The sequence below is a fragment of the Chryseobacterium sp. UF-290 genome, from assembly GCF_058245615.1.
In genome coordinates, this window is sequence record NZ_JBSICB010000004.1 from 202247 (window position 1) to 227677 (window position 25431).

General features: G+C 38.5%; 22 protein-coding genes, 3 tRNA genes and 1 riboswitch. Of the genes, 14 read left to right on the top strand and 11 right to left on the bottom strand.

The window, feature by feature from the left end; translation table 11 throughout:
* Nucleotides 1–141 precede the first annotated feature (141 nt).
* The 9 genes from AC4IF5_RS06390 (at nt 142) to AC4IF5_RS06430 (ending at nt 11344) form a co-directional block, all read left to right on the top strand.
* Complete coding sequence (locus AC4IF5_RS06390) at nt 142–816, top strand: superoxide dismutase (RefSeq protein WP_490732770.1); 675 nt, start codon at nt 142–144, stop codon at nt 814–816.
* A 4-nt stretch (nt 817–820) separates the two neighbouring features.
* Nucleotides 821–1189, top strand: a complete 369-nt coding sequence (locus AC4IF5_RS06395) for a hypothetical protein (protein WP_490732772.1) — start codon at nt 821–823, stop codon at nt 1187–1189.
* A gap of 180 nt (nt 1190–1369) precedes the next feature.
* Entirely contained in the window at nt 1370–2197 is an 828-nt protein-coding gene (locus tag AC4IF5_RS06400) for an MbnP family protein (RefSeq protein WP_490732774.1), read from the top strand.
* Nucleotides 2190–3239 carry a cytochrome-c peroxidase gene (locus AC4IF5_RS06405; protein WP_490732776.1) on the top strand — a complete coding sequence of 350 codons (1050 nt, stop codon included), beginning with the start codon at nt 2190–2192 and terminating at the stop codon, nt 3237–3239. The genes AC4IF5_RS06400 and AC4IF5_RS06405 overlap by 8 nt, the downstream gene beginning before the upstream one ends.
* An 11-nt stretch (nt 3240–3250) precedes the next feature.
* On the top strand, nt 3251–4198 hold the full coding sequence (locus tag AC4IF5_RS06410; protein WP_490732778.1) for a transporter: 948 nt from the start codon (nt 3251–3253) through the stop codon (nt 4196–4198).
* Between the two features lie 138 nt (nt 4199–4336).
* Nucleotides 4337–4522, top strand: a riboswitch (cobalamin riboswitch).
* Nucleotides 4523–4705: 183 nt separating this feature from the next.
* Complete coding sequence (locus tag AC4IF5_RS06415; protein ID WP_490732780.1) at nt 4706–6670, top strand: TonB-dependent receptor plug domain-containing protein; 1965 nt, start codon at nt 4706–4708, stop codon at nt 6668–6670.
* Nucleotides 6667–7800, top strand: a complete 1134-nt coding sequence (locus tag AC4IF5_RS06420) for a YncE family protein (protein WP_490732782.1) — start codon at nt 6667–6669, stop codon at nt 7798–7800. The genes AC4IF5_RS06415 and AC4IF5_RS06420 overlap by 4 nt, the downstream gene beginning before the upstream one ends.
* A gap of 14 nt (nt 7801–7814) precedes the next feature.
* Complete coding sequence (locus tag AC4IF5_RS06425) at nt 7815–9023, top strand: cell surface protein (protein WP_490732784.1); 1209 nt, start codon at nt 7815–7817, stop codon at nt 9021–9023.
* Nucleotides 9024–9061: 38 nt separating this feature from the next.
* On the top strand, nt 9062–11344 hold the full coding sequence (locus tag AC4IF5_RS06430) for a DUF5074 domain-containing protein (RefSeq protein ID WP_490732786.1): 2283 nt from the start codon (nt 9062–9064) through the stop codon (nt 11342–11344).
* A 151-nt stretch (nt 11345–11495) separates the two neighbouring features.
* On the opposite strand, the gene AC4IF5_RS06435 is transcribed toward AC4IF5_RS06430, so the two are convergent.
* The 8 genes from AC4IF5_RS06435 to AC4IF5_RS06470 form a co-directional block, all read right to left on the bottom strand.
* The gene (locus AC4IF5_RS06435) at nt 11496–12284 is read right to left on the bottom strand and encodes a T9SS type A sorting domain-containing protein (protein ID WP_490732788.1); all 789 of its coding nucleotides are present in this window, start codon (nt 12282–12284) and stop codon (nt 11496–11498) included.
* A gap of 201 nt (nt 12285–12485) precedes the next feature.
* Complete coding sequence (locus AC4IF5_RS06440; RefSeq protein WP_490732790.1) at nt 12486–13259, bottom strand: T9SS type A sorting domain-containing protein; 774 nt, start codon at nt 13257–13259, stop codon at nt 12486–12488.
* Between the two features lie 520 nt (nt 13260–13779).
* A tRNA-Glu gene (locus AC4IF5_RS06445) sits at nt 13780–13851 on the bottom strand.
* Nucleotides 13852–13917: 66 nt separating this feature from the next.
* Nucleotides 13918–13989: transfer RNA gene (locus AC4IF5_RS06450), tRNA-Glu, on the bottom strand.
* Nucleotides 13990–13999: 10 nt separating this feature from the next.
* Nucleotides 14000–14254, bottom strand: coding sequence for a 30S ribosomal protein S20 (gene rpsT / locus AC4IF5_RS06455; protein WP_101238480.1), 255 nt, complete (start codon nt 14252–14254; stop codon nt 14000–14002).
* A gap of 67 nt (nt 14255–14321) precedes the next feature.
* Nucleotides 14322–14642, bottom strand: a complete 321-nt coding sequence (locus tag AC4IF5_RS06460) for a hypothetical protein (protein WP_490732792.1) — start codon at nt 14640–14642, stop codon at nt 14322–14324.
* An 11-nt stretch (nt 14643–14653) separates the two neighbouring features.
* Nucleotides 14654–14728, bottom strand: a tRNA-Glu gene (locus tag AC4IF5_RS06465).
* A gap of 59 nt (nt 14729–14787) precedes the next feature.
* Nucleotides 14788–16077, bottom strand: coding sequence for an N-acetylmuramoyl-L-alanine amidase family protein (locus tag AC4IF5_RS06470; RefSeq protein ID WP_490732794.1), 1290 nt, complete (start codon nt 16075–16077; stop codon nt 14788–14790).
* Nucleotides 16078–16130: 53 nt separating this feature from the next.
* On the opposite strand from AC4IF5_RS06470, the gene AC4IF5_RS06475 reads away from it, so the two are divergent.
* The 3 genes from AC4IF5_RS06475 (at nt 16131) to AC4IF5_RS06485 (ending at nt 19684) form a co-directional block, all read left to right on the top strand.
* The gene (locus AC4IF5_RS06475; protein WP_490732796.1) at nt 16131–18716 is read left to right on the top strand and encodes a putative LPS assembly protein LptD; all 2586 of its coding nucleotides are present in this window, start codon (nt 16131–16133) and stop codon (nt 18714–18716) included.
* 132 nt (nt 18717–18848) lie between these two features.
* Complete coding sequence (locus AC4IF5_RS06480; RefSeq protein WP_490732798.1) at nt 18849–19229, top strand: RidA family protein; 381 nt, start codon at nt 18849–18851, stop codon at nt 19227–19229.
* On the top strand, nt 19229–19684 hold the full coding sequence (locus AC4IF5_RS06485; RefSeq protein WP_490732800.1) for a hypothetical protein: 456 nt from the start codon (nt 19229–19231) through the stop codon (nt 19682–19684). The genes AC4IF5_RS06480 and AC4IF5_RS06485 overlap by 1 nt, the downstream gene beginning before the upstream one ends.
* A 71-nt stretch (nt 19685–19755) precedes the next feature.
* Here the strand turns inward: AC4IF5_RS06485 and AC4IF5_RS06490 are convergent, their stop codons facing one another.
* A complete protein-coding gene (locus tag AC4IF5_RS06490) occupies nt 19756–21282 on the bottom strand; it encodes a trypsin-like peptidase domain-containing protein (RefSeq protein ID WP_490732802.1) in 1527 nt (508 codons plus the stop codon).
* A 359-nt stretch (nt 21283–21641) separates the two neighbouring features.
* Here AC4IF5_RS06490 and trhO point away from each other — a divergent pair, with 359 nt between their 5' ends.
* Nucleotides 21642–23012, top strand: coding sequence for an oxygen-dependent tRNA uridine(34) hydroxylase TrhO (gene trhO, locus AC4IF5_RS06495; RefSeq protein WP_490732804.1), 1371 nt, complete (start codon nt 21642–21644; stop codon nt 23010–23012).
* 39 nt (nt 23013–23051) lie between these two features.
* Nucleotides 23052–23627: a 5-formyltetrahydrofolate cyclo-ligase gene (locus AC4IF5_RS06500; RefSeq protein ID WP_490732806.1), complete on the top strand. Its 576-nt coding sequence runs from the start codon at nt 23052–23054 to the stop codon at nt 23625–23627.
* On the opposite strand, the gene AC4IF5_RS06505 is transcribed toward AC4IF5_RS06500, so the two are convergent.
* Nucleotides 23576–24154 carry a hypothetical protein gene (locus AC4IF5_RS06505; RefSeq protein ID WP_490732808.1) on the bottom strand — a complete coding sequence of 193 codons (579 nt, stop codon included), beginning with the start codon at nt 24152–24154 and terminating at the stop codon, nt 23576–23578. The genes AC4IF5_RS06500 and AC4IF5_RS06505 overlap by 52 nt on opposite strands.
* Nucleotides 24138–25319: a hypothetical protein gene (locus tag AC4IF5_RS06510; RefSeq protein ID WP_490732810.1), complete on the bottom strand. Its 1182-nt coding sequence runs from the start codon at nt 25317–25319 to the stop codon at nt 24138–24140. Before AC4IF5_RS06510 ends, AC4IF5_RS06505 begins: the two co-directional genes overlap by 17 nt.
* Between the last annotated feature and the right edge of the window lie 112 nt (nt 25320–25431).

Consider the following 25431-nt stretch of genomic DNA (forward strand, 5'->3'; position numbering starts at 1 on the left):
GACGATGAAGCTCTAACGGTTTTTGATATAAAGTAAATAGAAGTTGGAGAAGGGATACTTTAATGGTAAATTATTTCCAGCCTCCATTATCCCTCTTCCAGCTTAATAAAAAAATATTGTTCAACCATAAAACAAAACATTATGAAGATTTTGAAAATAGCTGCTGTAAGTGCAGTTTTTGCAGCCCAGTTTACACTGGCTCAGTTTAAGCAGACCCCTTTGCCGTATGCGTATAATGCATTGGAAGGCTCTATCGATGCGCAGACCATGGAAATCCATTACTCAAAACATGGAGCAGCCTACACAAGCAATCTGAATAAAGCGATTGCAGGAACACCACAGGAAAAACAGACGCTAGTTCAGATCCTTGCTGAAACTTCCAAGTTAAGTCCTGCCGTAAGAAACAATGCGGGAGGTCACTACAACCACGAGCTTTTCTGGACAATCCTAACCCCGGAAAAAAATACACAGCCCTCTGCAAAATTGGCGAAGGCAATCAATGAAACTTTCGGAAGCATGGATGCTTTCAAAGAAAAAATGAGTAAAGCCGGTGCAGATCGTTTCGGTTCGGGATGGGCCTGGCTTTCTGTGGATAAAAACGGGAAATTATTTGTTTCCTCAACACCCAATCAGGATAATCCTCTGATGGATATTGTAGAAGAAAAAGGAACACCCATTCTGGGAATCGATGTTTGGGAGCATGCTTATTATCTGAAATATCAGAATAAAAGAGCGGATTACCTTTCTGCTATCTGGAATGTGCTGAACTGGAAAGAAGTCAGCAAAAGATATGATGAAGCTTTAAGCAAAAAATAATCTGATGAAATTCTTTTACAGCATACTCTTTACCTTTTATATGGTGTTCAGACCTTTGATACCATTAGCGGAGTATGCTGTAAATTATGATTATATCGTAAACACATTGTGTGTTAATAAAAGTAAACCGGAGATTCACTGTAACGGAAAATGTTACCTGAGCAAAGAACTTGCAAAGACCAACGATTCAGAATCTTCACCTTTACAAAAAACAAAAAATACAGGACAGAAGATCCTTGATATTTATATTCTTCCTGACATTACAGAGATTTCTGTTACTGAAAAAAAGCTGTTTTTCAATTTCAATTTTATCTATGAAACAGCGTATTCTTTCCTGTTTCTGAAGTCTATTTTCAAACCGCCGGTTTTTTAAGTCATACATATTATTCAACTATTTAACCATAAAAGTTACAAAAGGCTTTGCCCGGAAGTATCATGCGCAAAGCTTACAATGACTTAAGTGTTTAAACTTTTGTGCTTTTGTGGAAAAAAATGAATGCTTTTCAGCATTCAAAACAATTCTATTGTATTTATCCAACTTAAAAAATCAACAATGAAAATTTATAAATTTTTATCATTATTCTTTATTGCCCTTACTTTATTCACTTTTTTATCCTGCGGCAGCAGCAGGGATGATGATCAGCAGGATACCACACCCGGGAACCTTCAGATCAAGTTTGAAAACGGATTCAATAATTTAGGAGACATCGTTCTGAATCAAACCGTACAGACCTCTTCACAGGGGCAAAAGCATAATTTCTCGTCTTTAAAATATGTTGTCAGTAATATCACCCTGACCGACGAGAGTGGAAATGAGTTTAAATACAATGAAAATAATCCTGATAAAGGAGCTTTCATTGTAGATCAGGCGGATGCTGTAGCAGGAATAGTATATCTCAATCTGTCCGGTATTCCGAAAAATAACTATAAGAAGATAAAATTCGGATTGGGAATCAGCCAGAAAGCATATCTGCTTGGGCAGGATGGTCAGGCGGAATTCTGGACCAAAGCCAAGCAGAAAGGGATGTCATGGTCATGGGCTGCAGGGTATGTCTTTGTAAAGCTGGAAGGCAAGTATGGTACTGATGCTCCTTCTAAAGAATTTATGAATCATACCGGAAATATGGGGAATACGGCAGCCAACAACACTCCGGATCTATACCGTGAAATTACGCTGAACTTACCTACAACAGCAAGAGTTACCGGGCAGATACGCCCTTCTATCCATATTCTTGCAGACCTGAATCAGTTTTTGAGCGGAGATAAAGCTCTTACATTGACAACAGCGAATGATATGATGATGGGATCAGGCGTGCACCTTATGGATGTGACGAATAATATTACAAAAATGTTTAAAGTAGATCACGTTCATAATGATTAATTTTTTGTTTAAAACCATACTTGTTCTATTGGTACTTTTAGTAAGCTGTATTTCCTGTTCCGATGAGGTCATTCAGCCATTGGAAAAAGATGAAGCTTACAATCTGCAGTTTCCTTCTTACTTCCCGGAGATGACTTTTGATCAATCGGTGAATCCGGTGACAAAAAATGGAGTAGAATTGGGACGGAAATTATTTTATGAGGGCAGGCTTTCCGGGAACAATACCATTTCATGCGGATTTTGCCATATCCAGGAAAATGCGTTTACCCATCACGGGCATACGGTGAGCCACGGTGTTGATGACAGGATCGGGATCAGAAACGCACCACCTCTTCAAAACATGGCTTTTTTGAAGAGATATATGTGGGATGGAGTGATCCATAATCTGAACGAGCAGCCTATTAGCCCGATTACGGATGTCAATGAAATGGACAGCTCCATTCCGGAAGCCATTTCGAAGATCAAAAACGATCAGAAATATAAAAAACTTTTTATGGCTGCCTACGGAGATGAAGCCATTACAGGGGAGAGGATTCTGAAGGCATTATCCCAGTTTATGACCTCATTGATATCAGCGGATTCAAAATATGACAGGTTCAGACAGGGAAAAGAGCAGTTTACTACTGAAGAATCTCAGGGAATGACCTTATTTAATCAGAAATGTGCTTCTTGTCATAGCGGAGAGCTGTTCACTGATGAAAGCTTCAGGAATACAGGAATGTATTATAATACCGGATTTAAAGATGCGGGAAGGTATCGTGTTACCCTTACTCAGGCTGATTGGATGAAATTCAGGGTTCCAAGTTTAAGAAACATTGAATATACGGCTCCCTATATGCATGACGGAAGATTTTACACCCTGGAGGCCGTGCTAAATTTCTATTCTGATCATGTGGAAGATAATCCCAATCTGGACCCACAGCTCAAACAGAATGGTCATACGGGAATTGCAATGAGTGATCAGGAAAAGCAGCTTATTATCGCTTTCCTGAAAACATTGTCCGATAAGAATTTTATATCCAATCCAAAATTTGCAGAATAATTTAAGAAAACATGAAGAAGATCATATTGATAATAGGTCTGGCTGTATTTAATATGAACCAGGCAAAGACGGTCAGAGACAGTGCTTATATTGTTCCGGAAAGCTTCAGCCGGATCAGTTTTTATGAAGATTGTGATGCATGTGGCTGTGCGGCAGGAAACGGTTCATCCGGTTTTGAATCTTTATTGAATCCACAGTTTATCGGGATCAAATACTTTGCCCAGCATTATAAGGCAAAAGAAAACTTATTTGTAAAAGACCTGACTCAGGATCAGTATTTCAATACATTACAGCTTTGGGGTAAGATTCCGGTGACGGAAAAATTGAGTGTTTATGCAAGTCTGCCATTCCATTTTCATGAAAAAAAAACAATGCAGGGGGATATCAGGATCAATGGGATTGGTGATCTGAACCTGATGGGAATTTACCGGTTAATAGGTTCTAAAGATAATTTTCATCAGCTGAGTGGAGGGCTGGGAGTGAAAGTTCCTCTCGGTAAGTTCGATGAAAAAGGAATATCAGGAGTCAATCCCAGCTTTCAGCTGGGAACCGGAAGCTGGGATTATCAGGCTGCTCTGAACTATAAATTTCAAAAAAACAAGATTGCGGTATTGATCAATACGGATTACACCATCAAGACAGAAAACAAAAAGCATTACCGCTTCGGAAATCAGTGGAATTATGCAGCCACAGGTTTTTATCAGATTACAGGAAATGAAAAGACTGTATTTTCTGTTAAGACCGGGCTTCAGGGAGAAGTCTACGCTCAAAATAAACAGTTTGGTGAAGGGCTGCCTAATACTTCCGGAAGCGCATTGTATGGAAAGCTGGGATTTGAAGCTTCCTATAAAAGGTTCAGCCTGGGAAGCGAAGTCATGCTTCCGGTGTATACCCATCTGGCGGGAGGAGATATCGAGGCGAAATCAAGGTTCAGTATTTTCCTGAATATCGGGATATAGCTGAGAATGTAAACAATTGTTCCTGCTACGGATGTACGAATAAAAGGATTTGTGCATTCGTGGCAGTTTTTATTTCTTTTGGTATATTTATAATATTGTGAATCATTTCGTTGTTGACGAATATATATTAATAATTGTCTATATTTGCCGAAATTTGGTGAGCCGTAAAAAGCTCTTAAAAGGGAATCCGGTGGAAATCCGGAACAGACCCGCTGCTGTAAGCTCCGCACCAGAGTTTTTGAAGAATATATCCACTGTTTTTTTAATGGGAAGGATTTCAAAAATGGAGTAAGTCAGAAGACCTGCCAGAAAATTAAACGTTTGACGCTTTCGTGGAATAAAGCTTAGGACAACAATGATTCTGTGCAGTGATCACTGTACTTTGTCGTTGCTTTCTTATATCCATTGGCGTCATCATTATCCATGAATGAGCTAATGGTGGCAAAACTGATTATATCTCAATTTCATAAAATTGTTTTCACCGCTTTGGTGTTAACATCTCAATTCTTGTTTTCCCAAACAAAGAAAAAGGACAGTCTCAAAGAAGAAGCGATCAAAGCTGTCGAAATCTATAAAAAGAATTTTAAGGAAATCCTTCCGGCACAGACATTACAGGGTGAGGAGCTTGAAAGGCTGAACAGCCAGTCGGTAGCTGATGCCTTGCGGTATTTTTCCGGGATACAGATCAAGGATTATGGAGGTATGGGCGGCCTGAAAACGGTGAATATCCGGAGTATGGGAAGCCAGCATGTAGGCGTTTTCTATGATGGTATCCAGCTGGGAAATGTGCAGAACGGTATTGTAGATCTTGGAAAATTTTCATTGGATGATATAGAATCGGTTTCTTTGTATAATGGTCAGAAAAGTGAGATTTTCCAGCCGGCAAAAGACTTCGGATCTTCAGGGTCAGTTTATCTTCAGCCTAAAACACCTGTTTTTAAGGGAGATCAAAAAACGAACTTGACGCTTAAGCTCAAATTAGGCTCCATCAGTTTATTTAATCCTTCGTTCCGTCTGGAACAAAAGCTTTCAGACAGGGTTTCTGCAAGTTTCAGTTCGGAGTTTTTACAGAGCGACGGACTATATAAGTATAAATATGAGAAGAAAAATTCTGACGGATCTATTGCCAATGATACCATTGCGAGAAGATACGATTCTTATATCAGAGCCAAACGTTTTGAAACCAGTTTTCACGGGACCATTGATGAAGGAAGCTGGAATGTGAGGGGGTATGGTTATATTTCAGATCGTGGGATTCCTACCGCCATTGTCAATAATGATTTTGGACCTAAAGGGCAGCAGATGCTGGATGAAAATTATTTTGTTCAGGCCGGTTTCAGGAAAAAACTGTTTCCAAAATTTGAAACCCAGGTTAAAGCCAAATTCGCATATGATTATACAAGATTCCTGGACACAGTTAATGTCGCGACAACAGCTCTTCCCATAGATAATGCTTATGTACAGAGAGAGCTGTATTTTTCCACATCAAATATTTATTCCATTAATAAAGACTGGGATGTAAGTGCCAGCTTTGATTTTCAGTATAATAATCTGGATGCCAGCCTTAGGGATTTTTCATATCCTACCCGCTATACTTCATTGCTTGCCTTTGCTACAACCTATCAGTGGAAAGGATTTAAGTTTTTGGGAAGCGTTCTCGGAACCTTTGTCCACGAAAATGTAAAAATGAATGCCAAGTCTCCTGATAAAACTGAATGGACACCTTCTGTATTTTTGAGCTATCAGCCTTTTGATGCAAAAGATTTTACGGTACGGGCTTTTTATAAAAGAGTTTTCAGAATGCCGACTTTCAATGATCTGTATTACACTATGATCGGAAACACAATGCTGAAACCTGAATATACGAATCAATATGATGCCGGCTTCACTTACCAGAAATTGTATGATCATAAAGTTTTTAAAGGGATTTATGTGAAAGTGGACGGATATTATAATGAAGTCGAAGATAAGATTGTCGCTGTTCCTACCACTAATCTTTTCAGATGGATGATGACAAACCTGGGTAATGTAAAGATCATAGGTGCAGATGTGAATGTCCGGGCTGAATTTGATATCAATAAAGTTAAACTGAAACCTCTGGTAAGCTATACCTACCAGAGAGCGGGAGATTTTACCGATAAAAAAGAAAGCTATTATGGAGACCAGATTCCTTATGTGCCATGGCATGCTGTAACTTTTACCATGATGGCAGATTATAAGGACTGGAGTTTCAATTACAGCTTTATGTACACCGGAGAACGCTATGATGCGCAGCTGAATAATATCCGTGCCAATTATCTTCAGCCGTGGTATACTCATGACATATCAATTCAGAGAAAATTCAACTGGCATTCCCATCAGTTCAAGGTCAGTTTTGAGGTCAATAACATGCTTGATCAATATTATGACGTGGTAAGGAACTATCCGATGCCCGGAAGAAATTTTAAACTTATTGTAAGCTTTATACTATGAAAAAACTAAACTTTTGCCTGCTGGCTCTTACCATCTTCTTTCTGTTCTCCTGCCGGACAGATGATTATGTGGTTCCTTCAGAAAAAAATGAAGTAGGTACCGGAGAAGATACTCCCATCAAAGGATTTTATCTTCTGAATGAAGGAAATATGGGCAGCAACAAGTGTACGCTCGATTATTTCGATTATGCTACCGGAACTTATCATAAAAATATTTACGCAGAGATCAACCCGAGTGTGGTAAAAGAGTTGGGTGATGTAGGAAATGATATCATGATCTACGGAAGCAAAATGTATGTGATTGTGAATGTTTCCAATAAAATTGAAGTACTGGAAGCTAAGACTGCAAAACGTATCAAGACCATACAGCTCCAGAACTGCCGCTATTTGTCTTTTAAAGGAAATAAAGTCTATGCCAGCAGCTATGCCGGCCCTGTTGAGTTAAACCCAAATTCTCCGCCCGGGAAAGTGGTAGAGATCGATACTACTTCACTGACGATTCAAAGACAGGTTGTGGTTGGGTATCAGCCGGAAGAGATGGAAATTATCGGGGATCAGCTTTTTGTGGCCAATTCCGGAGGATATATGTTCCCGAATTATGATAAAACAGTTTCTGTCATTGACCTCAATACTTTTACGCAGACCAAAAAAATTGATGTGGCGATCAATCTCCACCGTATTCAGAAAGATAATTACGGGGATCTATATGTGAGTTCCAGAGGAGATTATTACAATATTCCATCAAGTCTGTTTCTTGTGGATGCTGCTACGGGAACGGTGAAGAAGGACTTCCATGTTGCTGTCAGCGGAATGACGATCGTGAATGACAAGCTGTATTATTATGGCAATGAATTCAATTATAATACACATAGTTATGTCAAAACCTTCGGGATCATCGATGTCAAGACTGAGCAGGTCATTGCCAATAAAATTATTGATCAGCAATACGCTGATGAGATCAAAGCTCCTTACGGAATTGCTGTAAATCCTTATACGGAAGATATCTATCTGACTGATGCCAGAAACTATGTGACCACCGGATATGTATACTGTTTCGATAAGAACGGAAAATTCAAATGGAAGACAGAAGGAGGTAACATTCCTGCTCATTTTACTTTTTTATATAAATAAATTAGATTGAAAAAATGGAAAGAAAAACGGTACATATTTTAAAAACCATACTTCTCTCTTCGCTTCTGCTGGGAGCTGCAGCCTGTAAAAGCGATAGTGAAGAAGTTGTAGAAGAAGTGACTTTTCCTGCGGAAGTTCTTAAAGAATCCTATACGATTGACAGACTTAAGCTTTTAAATATAGACCCGAAAATTGAAGGTAAGTTGACATGGAGTATCAATGATTCTATTATTTCTGAAAATCAGGAGCTGGATTTTGTGAGTTCTTATGCAAAAACTTATCCTTTGACGTTAAAGGTGGAAGTAAAAGGGCTGGTGAAAAGCTATCAGTCGTCGATCATCGTTAATAAAGAGCTGACGCCTTATAGCAAATATATCGCAGATGTTTTTGAATTCCGTCCGGCTGTGGGGCAGTTTACCAATGAGATCCCGGAATATGTAAACGGAAATACGGAGGCAGATATGATCAAAAAAGCAAAAGAATCATTGGTAGGTGGAAATTCTACGATGATCACACTTGGCGGTTTTGGAGGCTATGTTGTTTTCGGCTTCGATCATACTATTCCTAATCTTGAAGGAAGAGATTTTAAGATCCTCGGCAATGCATTCTGGGGAAATGATGCCAACGCAACCAGATCAGGTTCCTGCGAGCCCGGAATTATTATGGTTGGCTACGACAAAAATAAAAACGGCAAACCTGATGAAGATGAATGGTATGAGATCGCCGGCAGTGAATATTTTAAAAGTTCAACAATTAAAAATTACAGCATAACATACTTCAAGCCCAATGAAAACAAGCCCCCGGTTCCCGGAAGTGATTTTTGGCAGACTGATGTGGAGTACATCAAATGGCAGGATAATATGGGGAATTCTGGATTTAAAACTAAAAATACCTTCCATGCACAAAGCTATTATCCTTTATGGCTCCCGAATGCTTCTTATAGCCTGACGGGAACGAGACTTAAGGATAATTTTTACGACCAGAGCGGAACGGGAGCTTATTGGGTGGGAACATCTTATGATTATGGTTATGCAGACAATGCCCCGAATAATGATGAAGCTTCCAATATTGATATTTCCTGGGCCGTAGACAAAAACGGGAACTATGTAAAGCTCCCGGGTATAGATTTTATAAAAGTGTACACAGGAATCAACCAGGAGGCCGGCTGGCTGGGAGAAGTTTCTACGGAAGTGGCAGGAGCTTATGATCTGCATCTCAATTAATAATACAGACTACAAAATTTAATCAATATAATTCAAAAATGAAAAAGTTTTACCTTTTTACCATGCTGTTTCTGTTCGCGTTCTTTACGAATGCTCAGATAACAGTGCAGGGCGTGCCCCGAAATGATATTCAGGGTGCGGGCAGCAGCCAGCTGAATACGACAGTAACCACCAACATCAATTTTTCTGATATCCAGTATTGGGTGGGAAGCGGAACGAATGAAGCAGCTTTTGTTGTACAGTGGAATGACAGTAAAAATCCTGATGCTTTGGTATGGGGTTTCAGATGGAACGGAAATGCGACCGGAGAAGATATGCTGAGAGCAATTGCCCAAGCGGACCACAGATTCTTTACCCTGCTTTATCCGGGAACACAATTTGGAACAGCAATCGGAGGAATAGGATTTGATTTGAACGGGCAGAATACCAACGCTCTTTACAAAAATGGAAATACAACATATCCGCTTTATCCTGTAGGTGGCGTTGTGAATACCAGCGACTATGATTTCGATACCTATACGGCCGCTGATGCCAGTGATCACTGGCAGTCCGGATGGACGGTTAACGGATACTGGTCTTATTGGGTAAAAGATCCTACAGATGCTGATTTCGGATATTCGGGGGTAGGTGCAACTTCCCGTGTGCTGCAGAACGGCTCCTGGGATGTATGGAATTTTAATCCTTCATTTAATTCGCCGGAAATTTCTTCTACCATGACGCCGGTGTCACCTTATGTGGCTTCTGCCAACTTTACCAATGGCTACTTTATGGTGAATGAAGAATGGTTTGGACATACCAACGGCTCTGTAAACTTTATAGATAGCAACGGACAGATCAACTACCGTGTCTACAGTAACGCAAATAACAATCATGCCTTTGGAGCAACGACCCAATACGGAACGATCTATGGTGACAAATTTTATTTTATTTCAAAACAGGCTGCAGACGGCGGAGATACTCAGTATACTCCGGGAGGAAGACTTGTAGTAGCCAATGCGCAAACCATGCAGAAAATTGCCGGTTTTAACGATATCGGCGGCGGAGATGGAAGATCATTTGTAGGTGTTAACGAGAATAAAGGCTACATCGGAGCTTCTAATGGTATTTATGTATTTGATATTACGAATTTACAGGTTGGAAGCTTAATAGCCGGAACAGGTGGCGGCGGTCAATATGCGGGGCAGATCGGAAATATGATCCGTTCTTCTAAATATGTATTTGCCGTGAAGCAGTCTGCGGGGATTTTAGTAATTGATCCTGCTACTGATACCCTGATTAATACGATACCCGGAGCTTTCCATTCTGTTGTTCAGGCGAAAGACGGAAGCATCTGGGCTATCCAGGATCAGAAAGTGGTGAATATCCATCCGACCACTTTTGTTACTACTTCATACAATATTCCGACTACGAAATATCTTGGATCTTGGGGAGCATGGAATGCGGGCAGCTTTACAGCCAGCAGCAGCCAGAATGTATTATACTGGATCAATTCAGTTAACAGTTTTGTTTCGGGAATACAGATCGTAAAGTTTGATGTCACTACGAAAGCGTTTAACGAAAATTTTGCAGTAATTCCAGGCCAGACAGGCACATTCAAGCAGATTCCTTACGGTGCGGCACTTCGTGTCAACCCGGTAACTGATGAGCTGATCCTGAACACCACAGAAAGCGGCTATGGTGCACACTATCAGAAAAACTGGATCCATACTTTTAATGCTTCCGGAGCTCTTACCAATACAAAGACACTTAATGACTACTATTGGTTCCCGGCTTTAGCCGTATTCCCGGATAATGGTCTTCCGACCGTTAGCAGTACTTTCCCGTCACAGGTTAACCTGAACAGTGCTTCTGTAATTGATCTGAAAACAGTAGTTTCAGATAATGACAACCTTTCAGCAGCCATTGTAAAATCGATTAAATCAAATTCGAATCCGACGGCTGTGTCTGCTGTGATTAATGCAGATGACGAGCTTGTTCTGACCCCATTGGCTTCCGGAACCGCTGATGTTAAGATCAGCTTTAATTCAAACGGAAAACTTGTTGAAAAGATGCTTACTGTCAACAGTACAGCTTCTACTTTAGCTACATCAGAAGTGAGGAAAATAGAATTCAGTATTTATCCAAATCCGGTTACGGATATCCTTACGGTTAAAACTCAGGAGAAAATCTTAAACGTTTCTGTTTATGACGCTTCCGGTAAATCAGTAAATGTACAGCTCAATAACAACCAGATTAATGTAAGTATGCTTCCGAATGGAGTATATATTTTGAAGGCTGTAACTAATAAAGCAACATACCAGCAAAAGCTGCTTAAAAAATAATTTTTAAGCATAGCTGATTTTAAAACCCCCGGCCAATTCATTGGCCGGGGGTTTTGTACTATTGAAAGTTGTTTAACAGGATAAGGGTTGCTTTGAAAGCCGACATAAACAGCACCGGCAGGCTTTAAGCCTGCCGGTCCGGATCTCTCATTTATTTAATAATAATCTTTCGTGAGTACGTTTTTCCTTCTTTGGTCTGAAGAGTCATAATGTAAATGCCTTCAGGCTGCTTCGTTTCGAATATATTTGATTTTAATTTGGAACGGAATACTTCTTTTCCTGAAGTATTGCTCAAAGTGACCTCAGAGCCTTCAGCAGAAATATTTTTATCAAGGATGATCTGTCCGCCTTCGCTGTGAGCTATAAAGTTGATATACGGATCTTTGTATTGATATCCGTAGTAAACCCTGAGCTCGCCACCCAGGTTTAATAACCCTGAGTTTACATTAATTTTAATACGGTCAAAAGGAATGTTCATGGTAAGCTCGATCTCACCTTTGCTCGGATCAGTATCTCCAAGCTTCAGAATGTCATTGTTGAGGTTTCTGTAATCATTGTTGGAAACATTGCCATTAAATGTTTCGATCGATACTCCTCCAAGTACCTGGGCAGACAGAGGCGTTCCGTTGGAGCCGATTCCGATAACAAGCTTGTTGGTGTTATTGTTGATGTTGCTGCTTGGGAAGATGAGGGTCTGTTCTGTTCTGGCCAGCAGACCTATTGAAACCTGTAGAGTGGAATAGTCATTTTCGTTACTTCCTATTGCGTTCAAAGGATTCAATACCCCACAGCCGATACATATTCCGTATACCTGGCTGGTTTGATTGTTTGCATAAATTTTGGTTATCTGAGCAGAAGACACAGTGCTCAGCAGGAACAGAAATGAAGCAGACAATGCCGCTTTGATCATGCGTTGTCTCATAAGTAAATTGGTTTTCATATGTAATAATTTTTGGATTTTAGTTTTTGTAAATTTACGTATAAATTAATTATGGTATTTATTTTATTTTAATTTTTATATATGTTTAAATATTTTTATTATATAAAATAATTTTATTAATTTTTAGTTAATATTAATTTTGTTAAAAATAAGCACAAAAAAACCGGCAGATTGAAAAATCTGCCGGCTGGGGGTTGTCATTTATTTAACAATAATTTTGCGTGAGTATGTTTTTCCTTCTTTGGTCTGAACCGTCATGAAATAAACCCCTTCAGGCTGTTTTGAATCAAATGTGTTTGATCCGAGTCTGGTACGGAATACTTCTTTTCCAGATGTATTGGTCAGGGCAACTTGAGATCCTTCCAGCGGAATATTGGCGTCAAGGGTAATTTGCCCGCCCTGGCTGTGAGCCATAATGTTGATCAGTGGATCCTGATAGGCGTAATAAATTCTGAATCCGCCTCCAAGGCTCAGTACTCCACCTGTTAATCCTATCCTGATTCCATCATATGCTTTTTCAGGCTTGAACTCTACAGTACCTCTGTTAGGAGTTGCTCCCAGCTTAAGAAGGCTTACATCAATTGTTCTGCGGTCATCGTTAGAAGTTCCTCCATTCATTGTTTCAAGAGTTACACCGCTTAACAGCTGTACTGATAATGGTATATTATCTGTTCCGATGCCTACAACCAATCTTGTGTCGGCCCGAAGATCCGGAAAGGTTAACGTTTGCTGAATTCCACCCAATAATACAGTTCCCAATACCATTGTAGAATAATCGTCCTCATTGTTCCCAACTGCATTTTGTGGGTTGTCTACACGACAGCCTAGACATGCTACTCCAAAAACGCCTGAACTTTGAGCGTGGGCATAAATTCTGTTCTGGCCAAATGATAATGTATTGGCTGAGATTAGAAATAAAGCTATTAGCGCTGCTTTAAATGAGCACTGATTTCCCATAAGTAAATTAAATTTCATGTTATTTATATTTAAATGAATAGTTTTAGCCAAATTTAAGAATTAAAAGGAAAAGTAAAAAATAATATTTCCATTTTTGGTGATTTTTTTGGCCGAACTGCTATTTTCATATCTTATAGACTGTTACACGTAGGATGTGTATCAATTGCTTGAAGGGAGTATGTGAATGGTTTGAATGTGGAACAGGCTTAAAATTTAAGACGTCAAAAAACCAACTGATGGAAGCTTCAGTATCAGGATTTGTCTATGATGTCATACGGTAAAACGAGCAAGTGAAAATTTCTTTTTAAGCAAATGAGTGCGATAAGGCTCCTCTTCAGAGACAAAGTTTGTCCTTCTTTGCTAAAATAAAACACCTGAATCGCTCCTTTGTGTGTAAAAACCTGCGTAGTTTAGATCTTCCTAACGTGGTAAAAATACCTTAATGGATAGTATAAAAAGAATTCGGAAAATCGTAAGGATTCAAAAAACAAAAAACTCTGATACTTGTATTGATCAGAGTTTTTTAATTGTTGCTAAGTAGCCCGTAGGGGAATCGAACCCCTCTTACCAGAATGAAAATCTGAGGTCCTAACCGATAGACGAACGGGCCCTCTATCTTCCATTGCCGAAGTAATGTGTTAGTTTTGTTTTTATAAGTATCAACTCTTAAATTATGTAGCCCGTAGGGGAATCGAACCCCTCTTACCAGAATGAAAATCTGAGGTCCTAACCGATAGACGAACGGGCCTACTATAGTATTACGCTAACTTATTAACGTGTTTTGTTAATTTGCTTTTCAAGTTAGCCGCTTTGTTCTTGTGGATAATGTTTTTCTTAGCTAATTTATCCAATAAAGCGATAACTTTTGGCAGTTGCTCTGTTGCAGCAGCTTTATCTTCCTCGCTTCTCAAGACTTTCATTGCAGTTCTAGCAGTCTTGTGGTAGTATCTGTTACGAAGTCTTCTAGCTTCGTTCTGTCTAATTCTCTTTAACGCTGATTTATGATTTGCCATATCGTTTAAATGTGAGTGCAAAACTATAAACTTTTTTTAAAACTACCAAATTTATTTTTAAAATTTTTTAATTTTCTTCTGATAGGTATTTTCTAAGTTTATCTATTGCTTGTTCTATTTTTAAATTTTCCTGTTCTTTTTCTATTTTTTTGATCGTGTTTCCCAACATGATCAGTGCATTGTTCCATTCTCCAGTGGTATTGGTGAAAGTAAGTCCGTCTATTGTTACTTCAAAAGCAACCCTTTCTCCGGTCCTGTAAAGTCTGAAACTTATTTTATCATCCCTGCCTGTAATCCCTTCTTCATTGATTTGTAAATCGTAACTTTTTGGGTTAGAGTGGATTTTCTTAAAAAGCAATTTTGCTTCTTGTATTTTTAAATCCGGCATGGTATCAAATTTGGTAGCCTATAGGGGAATCGAACCCCTGTTGCAAGAATGAAAATCTTGAGTCCTAACCACTAGACGAATAGGCCAAATTTTGAGGTTGCAAAAGTAATAATTAACTTCTAAACTTCAAAATTATTTTTTAAAATTATTTATATATTTTTTGTATCACCGTGTTTTTGATTCCTTTAGCTTCAAGCTCTTTCTGAAGCTTTACAGCATCTTCCAATGTATAGACTTTTCCATAGGTATAGTAGAAGACTCCATTGTCCTTTTGTCTTTCCACGTCTTTCAGATTCTGAACGATATATGAATTCCCATTCAGCTTGTCACCCACATAGACCTCTATGGTGTAATATCCCATGCTGATCCGCTGATTAGGCATGAATCCTACCGCAAAGGCATTTCGGAACCCTGCATCCTTGGCCGTCTTAAGGTTGATGTCCTTTACAGAAGCCATATTGGTTACAGCATAGTAATACTTATACTGTCCGTTCTCTTTGATCGTAAGGATATAGTTTAGTCCTTTCAGAGCAGGATCGTTTTCATTATACTTTGTAGGGGAACTCATCAGCAATATTCTGAAATCATTTTTCAGAGGGGTTTCTGCCGGTTTTTCCGGTTCCTGGGGTTTGACGGCAATTGATGATCCTCCGGATTTTCTGTCGATTGCTTTCTTATAATCGATAATTGCATTATAGATACTTTCAGCAATTTCATTCTGACCTTTTTCCGAGGCGATATAATGACTCTCTTCGGGATGGTTGATAAATCCTGTTTCGATCAGTACAGAAGGCATGGCATTCATACGGAGAACGTGAAGGTTCTTCTGGAACACTCCTCTGGAAAATCGTTTGTCTTTGTTGACGAAATTATCCTCTACCAATCCTCCCAAAAGAAGACTTGATTCAAGGTATTTGCTTTGCTGAAGTTTTAATGCGATCAAAGATTCCGGGGAGTCAGGATTATAAGAACCGAAGATCTGTTTATCTTTTTCATCCAGAAAGATCACGTCATTTTCTCTTTTCGCAACTTCAAGGTTCTCATTATTCTGATTAGGCCCCTGAACATAGGTTTCCGTGCCATATGCCGTAGGTCTTTGTGAGGAATTACAGTGGATGGATATAAAAAGATCTGCTTTGCTTCTGTTGGCGAGATTCGTTCTGTCAGAAAGAGAAGGATACTCATCGATCTTACGGGTATATATTACCTTGAAATCCCTGTTCTTTTCAAGCATCGCACCCACTTTTAAGGTAATGGCGAGTGTAATGTCTTTTTCTGCGACCCTTCCAATGTCTGCATAGGTCCTGTTGGCCCCGTGATCACCTCCTCCATGTCCTGCATCCAAAACAATGGTAAATTTCTTTTGGGAGAAAAAAAAGTTGCTGATAAGGATAAGGAGAAATGATAAAATTATTTTAAAATTTTGTTTGTGCATCTTACAGTTATAAAAATTATATTAATTTTGGGCCTTAATTATATAGAATAAAATTGGCCAAAACCGTCCTCAAAAATATATTACAAATTTTAATTATCCTAATTTTTAACAATTTTTTAGCACAGAAAACTCCTGAAAAATTGCCTAAAAATGTGGTTAATGATACTATTTCCAAAAAGGATACCATAGTTGTAAAAAAAGAAGCTTTAGATGATGTTCTTCGTACAAAAGCTGATGACCAGAGAAGGGATATTCCTAAAAAAATGACATTCCTTAACAAAAACGCCCAGGTAAAGTATCAGGATATGCAGATCGATGCAGATTATATCTCCATTGATGATAATAAAAATCTGATCTATGCCAGAGGAAAACAGGATTCTTTAGGGAAGATCGTTGAACCCGTGATCACTACACAGGCCGGAAAAAAATATGAAACCAACGAATTCAGCTATAACACAAAGACTAAGCAGGCTATAGCCTTCAATGCCAGAACAGAAGAAAGTGAAGGGGTGATCATCGCTCAGAAAACAAAAAAATATAACGATTCTGTTTTTGCCATGGTAAGAGCAGATTATACGACCGATGATTATTTCATTAAGAAAAAAGATACTGCTGCGGATTACTTTATGAGGGCTTACAACATCAAGCTTGTAAAAACCAAAACCAAATCCCAGATCGTTACCGGACCTATTCAGATGTTTATAGAGCAGGTTCCTACACCTCTTTATCTCCCATTCGCCATTTTACCGTTTTCAGACAAAAGAGCTGCAGGTATTCTTATTCCGAGTTTTGGAGAAAGGGAAGATGTTGGTTTTTTCCTGAATGGAATAGGGTATTATCAGCCGATTGGAGAACACTTTGACCTTAAAGTACTGGCGGATATTTACACCAAAGGAAGCTGGAACCTGCGTCCGCAGATGAATTATCAGAAAAAGTACCGTTACTCGGGAAGCTTCAATGCGGATATCGGAACTATGGTAAGAGGAATCAAAGGACTGGAAGACTATACCAGAAACAGCACATATAGAATTAACTGGACCCATTCGCAGGACGCCAAAGCGAATCCTTTCCTGACATTCAGCGCTTCTGTGGATATCGTAAGTACAAAGTTTTACAACAATCCGCTGAATAATAACTATATCTTCAACCAGAATGTATTGAATACACAGCAGAATTCAACGGTAACCCTTACCAAAAGATTTCTGACGCTTCCTATAACCATTACAGGAACAGCATCATATTCCCAGAATTTTGCAACAGGATTGGCAGATCTTCGCCTTCCGCAGATGAACGTAGCGGTGAATCAGTTTTATCTGTTTAAATCAAAAACAGGAGTCAGAGAGGGACTTCTTGAAAATATTACGGTCAATACAGGCTTTAATCTTACCAACTTTGTCAATACTCAGGAAAATGAGCTGTTTAAAAAGGAAATGTGGGATAAAATGCAGACAGGGCTTAAAAATAATATTGCACTGGCAACGAACACCACTTTGGCAAAATATTTCACATTCAGCTTAAATGCCAATATCGACAATGCCTTGACAACAAAGACATTGAACCGATATTATGATCCTGTAAAGAACGTTACAGTAGACGAGATCAATAAAAATCTGACAGGATATTCAACATTCTCTACTACCGCCAGTCTTCAGACAACGCTTTACGGAATGCTGAAATTTAAAAAAGGATCTGCCGTGGAAGCGGTAAGACATATGATGACTCCAAGTATCGGGTTTACCTATTCTCCGGATTTCTCAAGCCCTAACTTCGGGTATTACAAAAACTACTATAATGCGAACGGAGCCCTTACCCCTTATTCTATTTTTGAAAAAGGAATCGTAGGAAGTCCGTCAAGTGGAGTGGTAGGTGCTTTAGGTTTTAATATCGGAAACAACATCGAGATGAAGGTGAAGTCCAAAAGTGACTCTACCGGGGTGAAAAAGATCAAGATCTTTGAATCTTTAAACCTTTCAGGGAACTACAATTTTGCTGCAAAAACCCATCCGTGGTCTATCTTTACGATCAATGGTCAGTCTTCCTTTTTCAACAGTAAGCTTACTGTCAATACGAGCCTTTCCCTTGATCCTTATAAGATCGAGTTCCTTCCGGGGCAGGATACCGGTATCAGAACGGAACAGTTCGGACACTTCAACGTACAGGGATTCAATGTTCAGCTATCTTATCCGTTAAGCAGTGAAATGTTTGGTGAAAAAACAGAGTATGCTAAAAAATACTCTAAAAAAGGAGAGATAAGAAATGAGAATTATTATTTTGATGATGATAATTATGCCCATTTTGACCAGAGCTGGACTTTGAATATTAATGCCAATTATGCTTACTCAAAAGGGCTTAGCAGATTTGGAAGCAAGATTGCATCTGTAGGTCTTGACGGAAGCATCAAGCTTACTCCTTACTGGAATATCAACGGAAGTACCCACTTTGACCTGGTGACAAAAGAACTGGCCTATACAAGAATAGGTTTTTCAAGAGATCAGCGAAGTTTTACGATTAATTTCAACTGGGTTCCGTTCGGGCAGTATAAAGTCTACGATTTCTTTATCGGGATCAAAGCGAATATATTAAGTGATGCCCTGAAGTACAAAGACAGAAGTTTTACGCAGCCGAATGCCCCTTTCTAATATCAGATTGGCATTTGAGAATATATATTTTATATTTGCAACCAGAATAAATTCTAATAAAATCACCATTGCCGGAATTTATCAACAAAGAATGGTGGTTGTAAAGAATCTAGAAAAAATAAATATCCGTATATGAAACAAATAATAAACACAGTTAATGCACCTGCAGCCATCGGACCCTATTCACAAGCTAATATGGCAAACGGAGTTTTGTATATCTCCGGACAGATTCCTGTAGATCCTGCAACTGGTAAATTGGTGGAGGGAATTGAGAAAGAAACGCACCAGGTAATGAAAAACCTTGAAGCGGTTCTTACAGAAGCAGGAATGACCTTTAAAAATGTTGTAAAGGCTACGATCTTCCTTAAGAATATGGATGATTTTGCTGTCATGAATGATATTTATGCATCTTATCTGGATGCAGAAAGCTATCCGGCCCGTGAGACCGTGCAGGTTTCTTGCCTGCCTAAAAATGTGGATATCGAAATTTCTATGATCGCACATCAGGATTAATGAACTTTATAAGAAATACAATTGCGGTGTTGGTAGGTCTTAGTATTGCGGGGCTTATCATTACTCTTGGTATAAGGGCTTTTCCGCAATGGGTTACCTTTGAAGCTTTCGCTCCGTTTGAGCATTGGCAAAGGTTTCTTTTCAGTATGAAAGATGACCAGGCGTTTTTCGGCTTCCTGTTGTTTATTTCCGGATTGGGAACTACAATTGGAGGGGTGGCAACGGCTATCATCGTTAAATATGCCAAAGTAGCTTATGCTATCCTTATCGGCTTTATTATGCTTTTTATCGCAATGTTGGATGTGATCATATTTCCTTATCACCCCACATTTTATAAGATATCGATCTTCCTTACTTTCTTTCCGTTTTCATGGATTGGCGGTAAAATCGTAGAAGTGATTTATGAGCGGAACAAAAAGAAAAGAATTGCTGAAAAAATGAATAACCCTAAATAAAAAAATATTAAAAAACGCTGCAGATCTCTGCAGCGTTTTTTGTTGATATGAAAACAAAACTATTGTTTTGATTAAGGCATTTTAAATCCTTTTGTATAGATTCTTCCATAGTCATCCACAAATTTCACCTGTACATTCCCCTGGTATTTATCCAGGATTTTTTCTACATCTTTCTGTGAATTTACCGGTTTGCCATTGATCTCAATGATGATATAATTGTCTACAATACCGATTTTGGCCATTTCGCTACCTTCTGAAACGTTTTTGGCAACCACACCACTGTTCAGACCGTATTCTGTTTTGAATCTCTCATTAAGAGGGTCAAAGTCAGCCCCGATCTTTTCAGTTACGGTAAGATCAGCCTTTGTTTTTGTAGAAGTTCCTCCTTTCTGGTCTTTAAGTGTGACGGTAGTTGTATTTTCTTTGCCATCTCTTAAATAAGTTACCTGCACCTTATCTCCGGGACGCTTGCTTCCGATAGACATTGAAAGATCAGCGAAGTCCGTTACAGCATAATTATCAATTTTGGTAATGATATCACCTTTTTTCAATCCGGCATCCTCAGCACCGCTCTTCTCTCCGAATCCTGTAATATAAACTCCGGAACCTACCTTAAGATTAGTCTTGAACTGTCTGTTGTATCCTGCTACCAGCTGATCATTGGAAAGGTCTAATGACTGAACTCCCAGGAATCCTCTCTGTACAATTCCGAATTTCTTGATATCCTCAACGATCTTTCTTGCCAGGTTGGCCGGAACGGCAAATCCGTACCCCTGATAATATCCTGTTGTAGACTGGATCGCAGAGTTGATACCGATAAGGTCTCCATTCGTATTTACCAGAGCACCTCCTGAGTTACCCGGGTTGATCGCGGCATCTGTCTGGATAAAGCTTTCAATTGGGTTTGCTGCTTTTCCCTGGCTTCCTAAGATTCCGATTCCCCTTCCTTTAGCAGAAACGATACCTGCGGTTACTGTAGAATTTAATCCCAGTGGATTTCCTACTGCAAGTACCCATTGTCCCACTTCAATATTGTCTGAGTTGGCAAAATTTAGATAAGGAAGTCCTTTTTCCTCAATCTTTAATAAAGAGATATCAGTGTTAGGGTCAGTTCCTACTAAAGTTGCGATATATGATTTTTTGTTGCTTAACACCACTTCCAGCTTATTGGCACCGGCTACTACGTGGTTGTTGGAGATGATATAACCGTCCGGAGAGATGATTACCCCTGAACCCATTCCTGAAGGGAGGTTGTCTGGAGCCTGCTGCTTTTGTCGCTGCTGGCCTCTTCCTCCAAAAGGGTCTCCGAAGAAAAAGTCGAACAGATCCTGTTCTGAAGCTCTGCTTGAGCTTCTGCTTTGGTAATTTTTGATGGTGACCACAGCCGGAACGGTTGTTTTGGCCGCTTTTACAAAATCATCGCCTACCGCACCTGTATTCATTCCTACAAATGATGCCGTAGGTGCTGATGCTGTGAAATAAGATTGATCTCCGTTGTTGGAGTTATGTCCGAAATATTGTATAGCTCCAACGGTAGTAGCTCCCGAGATAACTCCCACTACTGCAAATGGTAAAAGTTTTTTTAAAGTACTCTTCATTGTATATCTTTCTTGTTTATTAATTAATTTCTTTTTTATGTTTTTTGAGTAAACAAATTTACTGTTAAATAAGTAAGCAATTAGTATGCTATGTTTCAATTTTAACTAAAATTTAACGGCTATTAAATCATTTTATACATTATGTCATAATTGTTAATGTCATACTTAACAAAACTTAAAAAAATATTAAAGAAAATAGGTCAGAATATCCGGGTGAAGTATAAATAGTTCTTCCATATATCTTATTCATTTTATTATAATTGCCGGGAGAGATCAGTCATCAGTTACACTTATCAATATACATAATTGAAAAATGATTATCTTTGCAAAAAATTTTTCTCACTTAAAACGTTTATAGCATGCAACTGTATAACACCTTAAGCGCAGAAGAAAGAGCTAGACTTATTGATGAAGCTGGTAAGGAACGTCTTACTTTATCTTTCTATGCGTACGCTAAAATTGAAGATCCCAAAAAATTTCGTGACGATTTATTTATAGCCTGGAACGCCCTTGATGCGCTTGGCCGTATTTATGTTGCCCATGAAGGAATTAATGCTCAGATGAGCGTTCCTGCGGATAATTTTGAAGCTTTTCGCGATACGTTAGAAGTATACGATTTTATGAAAGGAATCCGTCTGAATGTAGCGGTTGAGCAGGATAATCATTCCTTTTTAAAGCTGACCATCAAAGTCAGACATAAAATTGTTGCCGATGGTCTGAATGATGATACCTTTGATGTTACTAACAAAGGAATTCACTTAAAAGCACAGGAGTTTAATAATATGCTTGAAGATCCCAATACAATTGTAGTTGATTTTAGAAATCACTACGAAAGTGAAGTAGGGCATTTCGAAGGTGCCATTACTCCGGATGTGGAAAACTTCAGAGAAAGCTTACCTATTATCAACGAACAATTACAGAACCATAAGGAAGATAAAAACCTGCTGATGTACTGTACAGGTGGTATCCGCTGTGAAAAGGCCAGTGCTTACTTCAAGCATCAGGGCTTTAAAAACGTCTTCCAGTTAGAAGGGGGAATCATTGAGTATACCCGCCAGATAAAAGAAGAAGGGATAAAAAGTAAATTCATTGGTAAAAACTTTGTATTTGACCACCGGTTAGGGGAAAGAATTACAGATGATATTATCGCACAGTGTCACCAGTGTGGTAAGCCTTGTGATAACCATACCAATTGTGCTAATGATGCATGCCATCTATTGTTCATTCAGTGTGATGAATGTAAAGCCGCGATGGAAAACTGTTGTTCCACAGAATGTTTGGAGACGATACACTTACCATGGGAAGAGCAGGTGAAATTAAGAAAAGGACTGCAGGTTGGAAATAAGGTTTTCAGAAAAGGAAAATCTGATGCTTTGAAATTTAAAAAATCAGGAGATTTGCCAACCCAACCATTAGCAAAAGCGGAAACAAAAAATATCCGTCAGAAAATATCCGTCAAAAAAGTATTGGTTGGAAAAGCAGAGCACTATTATTCAAAATCAAAGATCGGACAGTTTTTAATTGAAAATAAAGAGCTTTCTGTAGGAGATAAGGTATTGATCTCTGGCCCTACAACTGGGGAACAGGAGCTTACCATGACTCAGATCTATGCAAACGGAGGTCCTTGTGAAACGGCAAAACAAGGAGACCAGATCACTTTTGAAATTCCATTTAGAGTTCGTTTGTCAGACAAGCTTTATAAAATTCTGGAACCTGCCGAAAACGCGTAATGTATAAAGAAACTGTTCAGTAAAAACAATTTAACTGTTATGTTGAAAGCTGAGCTTAGAAAAAAATATATGCAAAAAAGGAAAGCCTTGTCTCGTGATGAGGCTTTCCTGTTATCTGAAAATGTTTTTCAAAACTTTATCACTTATTTTAAACCTCATGCCGGACAGAAGGTACATATTTTTGTTCCGATTGAGAAGTTTAATGAGATTGATACCCAGATCTTTATTAAGTATTTCTGGGAGCATAATATCCGCGTATATGTTCCTAAAGTTGTAGCTGATAAGCTTATCAATATTGAAATTTTCAAAGATACCGGGTTTGAAATAAACCGTTGGGGAATTTCAGAACCTGTTTCAAACGAGGATTCCGGTGAAAATCACTTTCATTATGTCATTACTCCGCTTTTGTACTGCGATAAAACAGGAAATAGAGTAGGCTATGGAAAAGGTTTTTATGACGGACTGTTTCAAAGTATTTCCACAGAAACAAAAAAAATCGGAGTCAATTACTTTGACCCCGATGAAAATATCGATGACGTCTGGGAAAATGATATTCCTTTAGACTATTTGGTTACTCCTGCGACAGTGCTGTCTTTCTTAAGCGGTTTGGAATAAAAATCTAAAAAATAGAATTTAAATTCCTTTTTAGGTTTAGAGGTTGACAATAATATATACTGTGCATTCTTTTCAAAGCTTCCTAAAGATTTATTTTTGCTGTCAAAATACTCTACATTGAATTTAGCATAGTCCAGTGTATCTTTTTTATAAAATTCTTTATAAACGTTCAGACTGTTTACCTTTACTGTTTTTACTTTCATGCTGTCCAGCTCATTGATAAGCCTTTTAAAGGTCAACGAATCCGGTTTGTGGAAATAGCTTTCCATTTGTGAATAAATAACAGTATCTATTTCCGTATTTCTGTTGCCTGACAAATAAAGGGTAGACAAATCAAGAAGTTCCTGGACTTTCTGTTTGGTGATTGAATTGATTGCCTGCATGCTGTCCATCTGTATAGCCGGATAGCTTTTTTCATTGTTGCTGTTTCTTAATTTATCGAGATCACTTACCTCTGTTTTTTTATTACAGGCAACAAATAAAGTCAGAAGCACCGTGAAAATTAGAAAGTTATTTATTCTTTTCATCTGTGGAGGCAATTTTAAATTTGATGGATATGATTTTACCGTTAGTATCCTTTTTCATTTCTATTACGTTCAGATTTTTCAGTGAAGTAGTAGGTGTCGTTACAAGGGTGATATACTTTTGCTTATCAAGCCTTTCTATTCCATAAGTGTCGTTGTCATAGACCTGATAGATTACAGCGTTACTGCTGATCAGATTTTCCAGTTGATTTCTTTTTTGTTTGATCAGGGCTACCTGCTCCTCATTATTACCCCCTTTTATATCTTTGATGGAGAAATAATAGGCTGCCATTTTATAATCATCCGGTTTCAGCTCTATTTTTTCCTCTTCAGGAGCGTTTTCCAGGTTTCTGTTGACTTCTAAGGGTTCATAGAAAGGAGCGCTGATCCGCATTTTAAGATTTTTATCTTTTGTGGAATAATAAAAACATTCTCCGGGTTTTATTTTATACATCAGCGGAGACTCATTTTCCTTTACCACCATTATTTCCAATGTATTGATTACAGAAACTCCCCTGTCCTTATCGATGAAGCAATATTTATAGGTTTTTGAAAAAAGCACATCCTTAAACCCAAGTAAACCTGTTACAGCAATCAGCACTGAAGTGACAAGAGCCCACGCATTCTTTCTGATGAAATTTTTCTTAGGTATTGAAGGTGAAGTATGACTATCTTTCTGAAAATTTTCATTTTCATTAACAGGTTGATTTTCAGTAGTTGATTTTTGTAAATCAGAATTTTCAGCAGGCTGAGCCTCCAGTTTTTTAGACTGAATTTCCGTTTTTGGAAGTTCCGGAGCCGAAGACACTGTTTTTTCCAGTTCACTGATCTCTTCTTCATCCAGGCTTTCATTTTCCTGAAGCAGCTCTCCGGCAAAAAGATGCTGTTTCTTAAACTCGTACCATGAGTCGTATCCCGCATAAATACTCAATAAATTGAGCATGTCTATCCTGGGTAATTTGGTGACTGGTGAAGTTTTGAAGTAGGTGTAAAATGATTTTTCACTGATGTTACCTTTTGCTTTTTTGCGAAGGTCTTCCTGGAAATATATGATATCTATACCCTTCCACTTGGAAATATCATCCTGTGAAGGGGTGTATTCTTTTAAGTATTGACCCTGAACATCCTTTTTCAGCTGTTCAAAGTGTAATAGATCTAAATCTGTCAATTTTTCAAGAAATAATTAAATTATTGATTATCAGCTATGTTTTTTTGTAAAACAATTTTACAAAGGTATTACAATTATTTTTCATAGACAAATTTTCTAACTGCTCTACCTT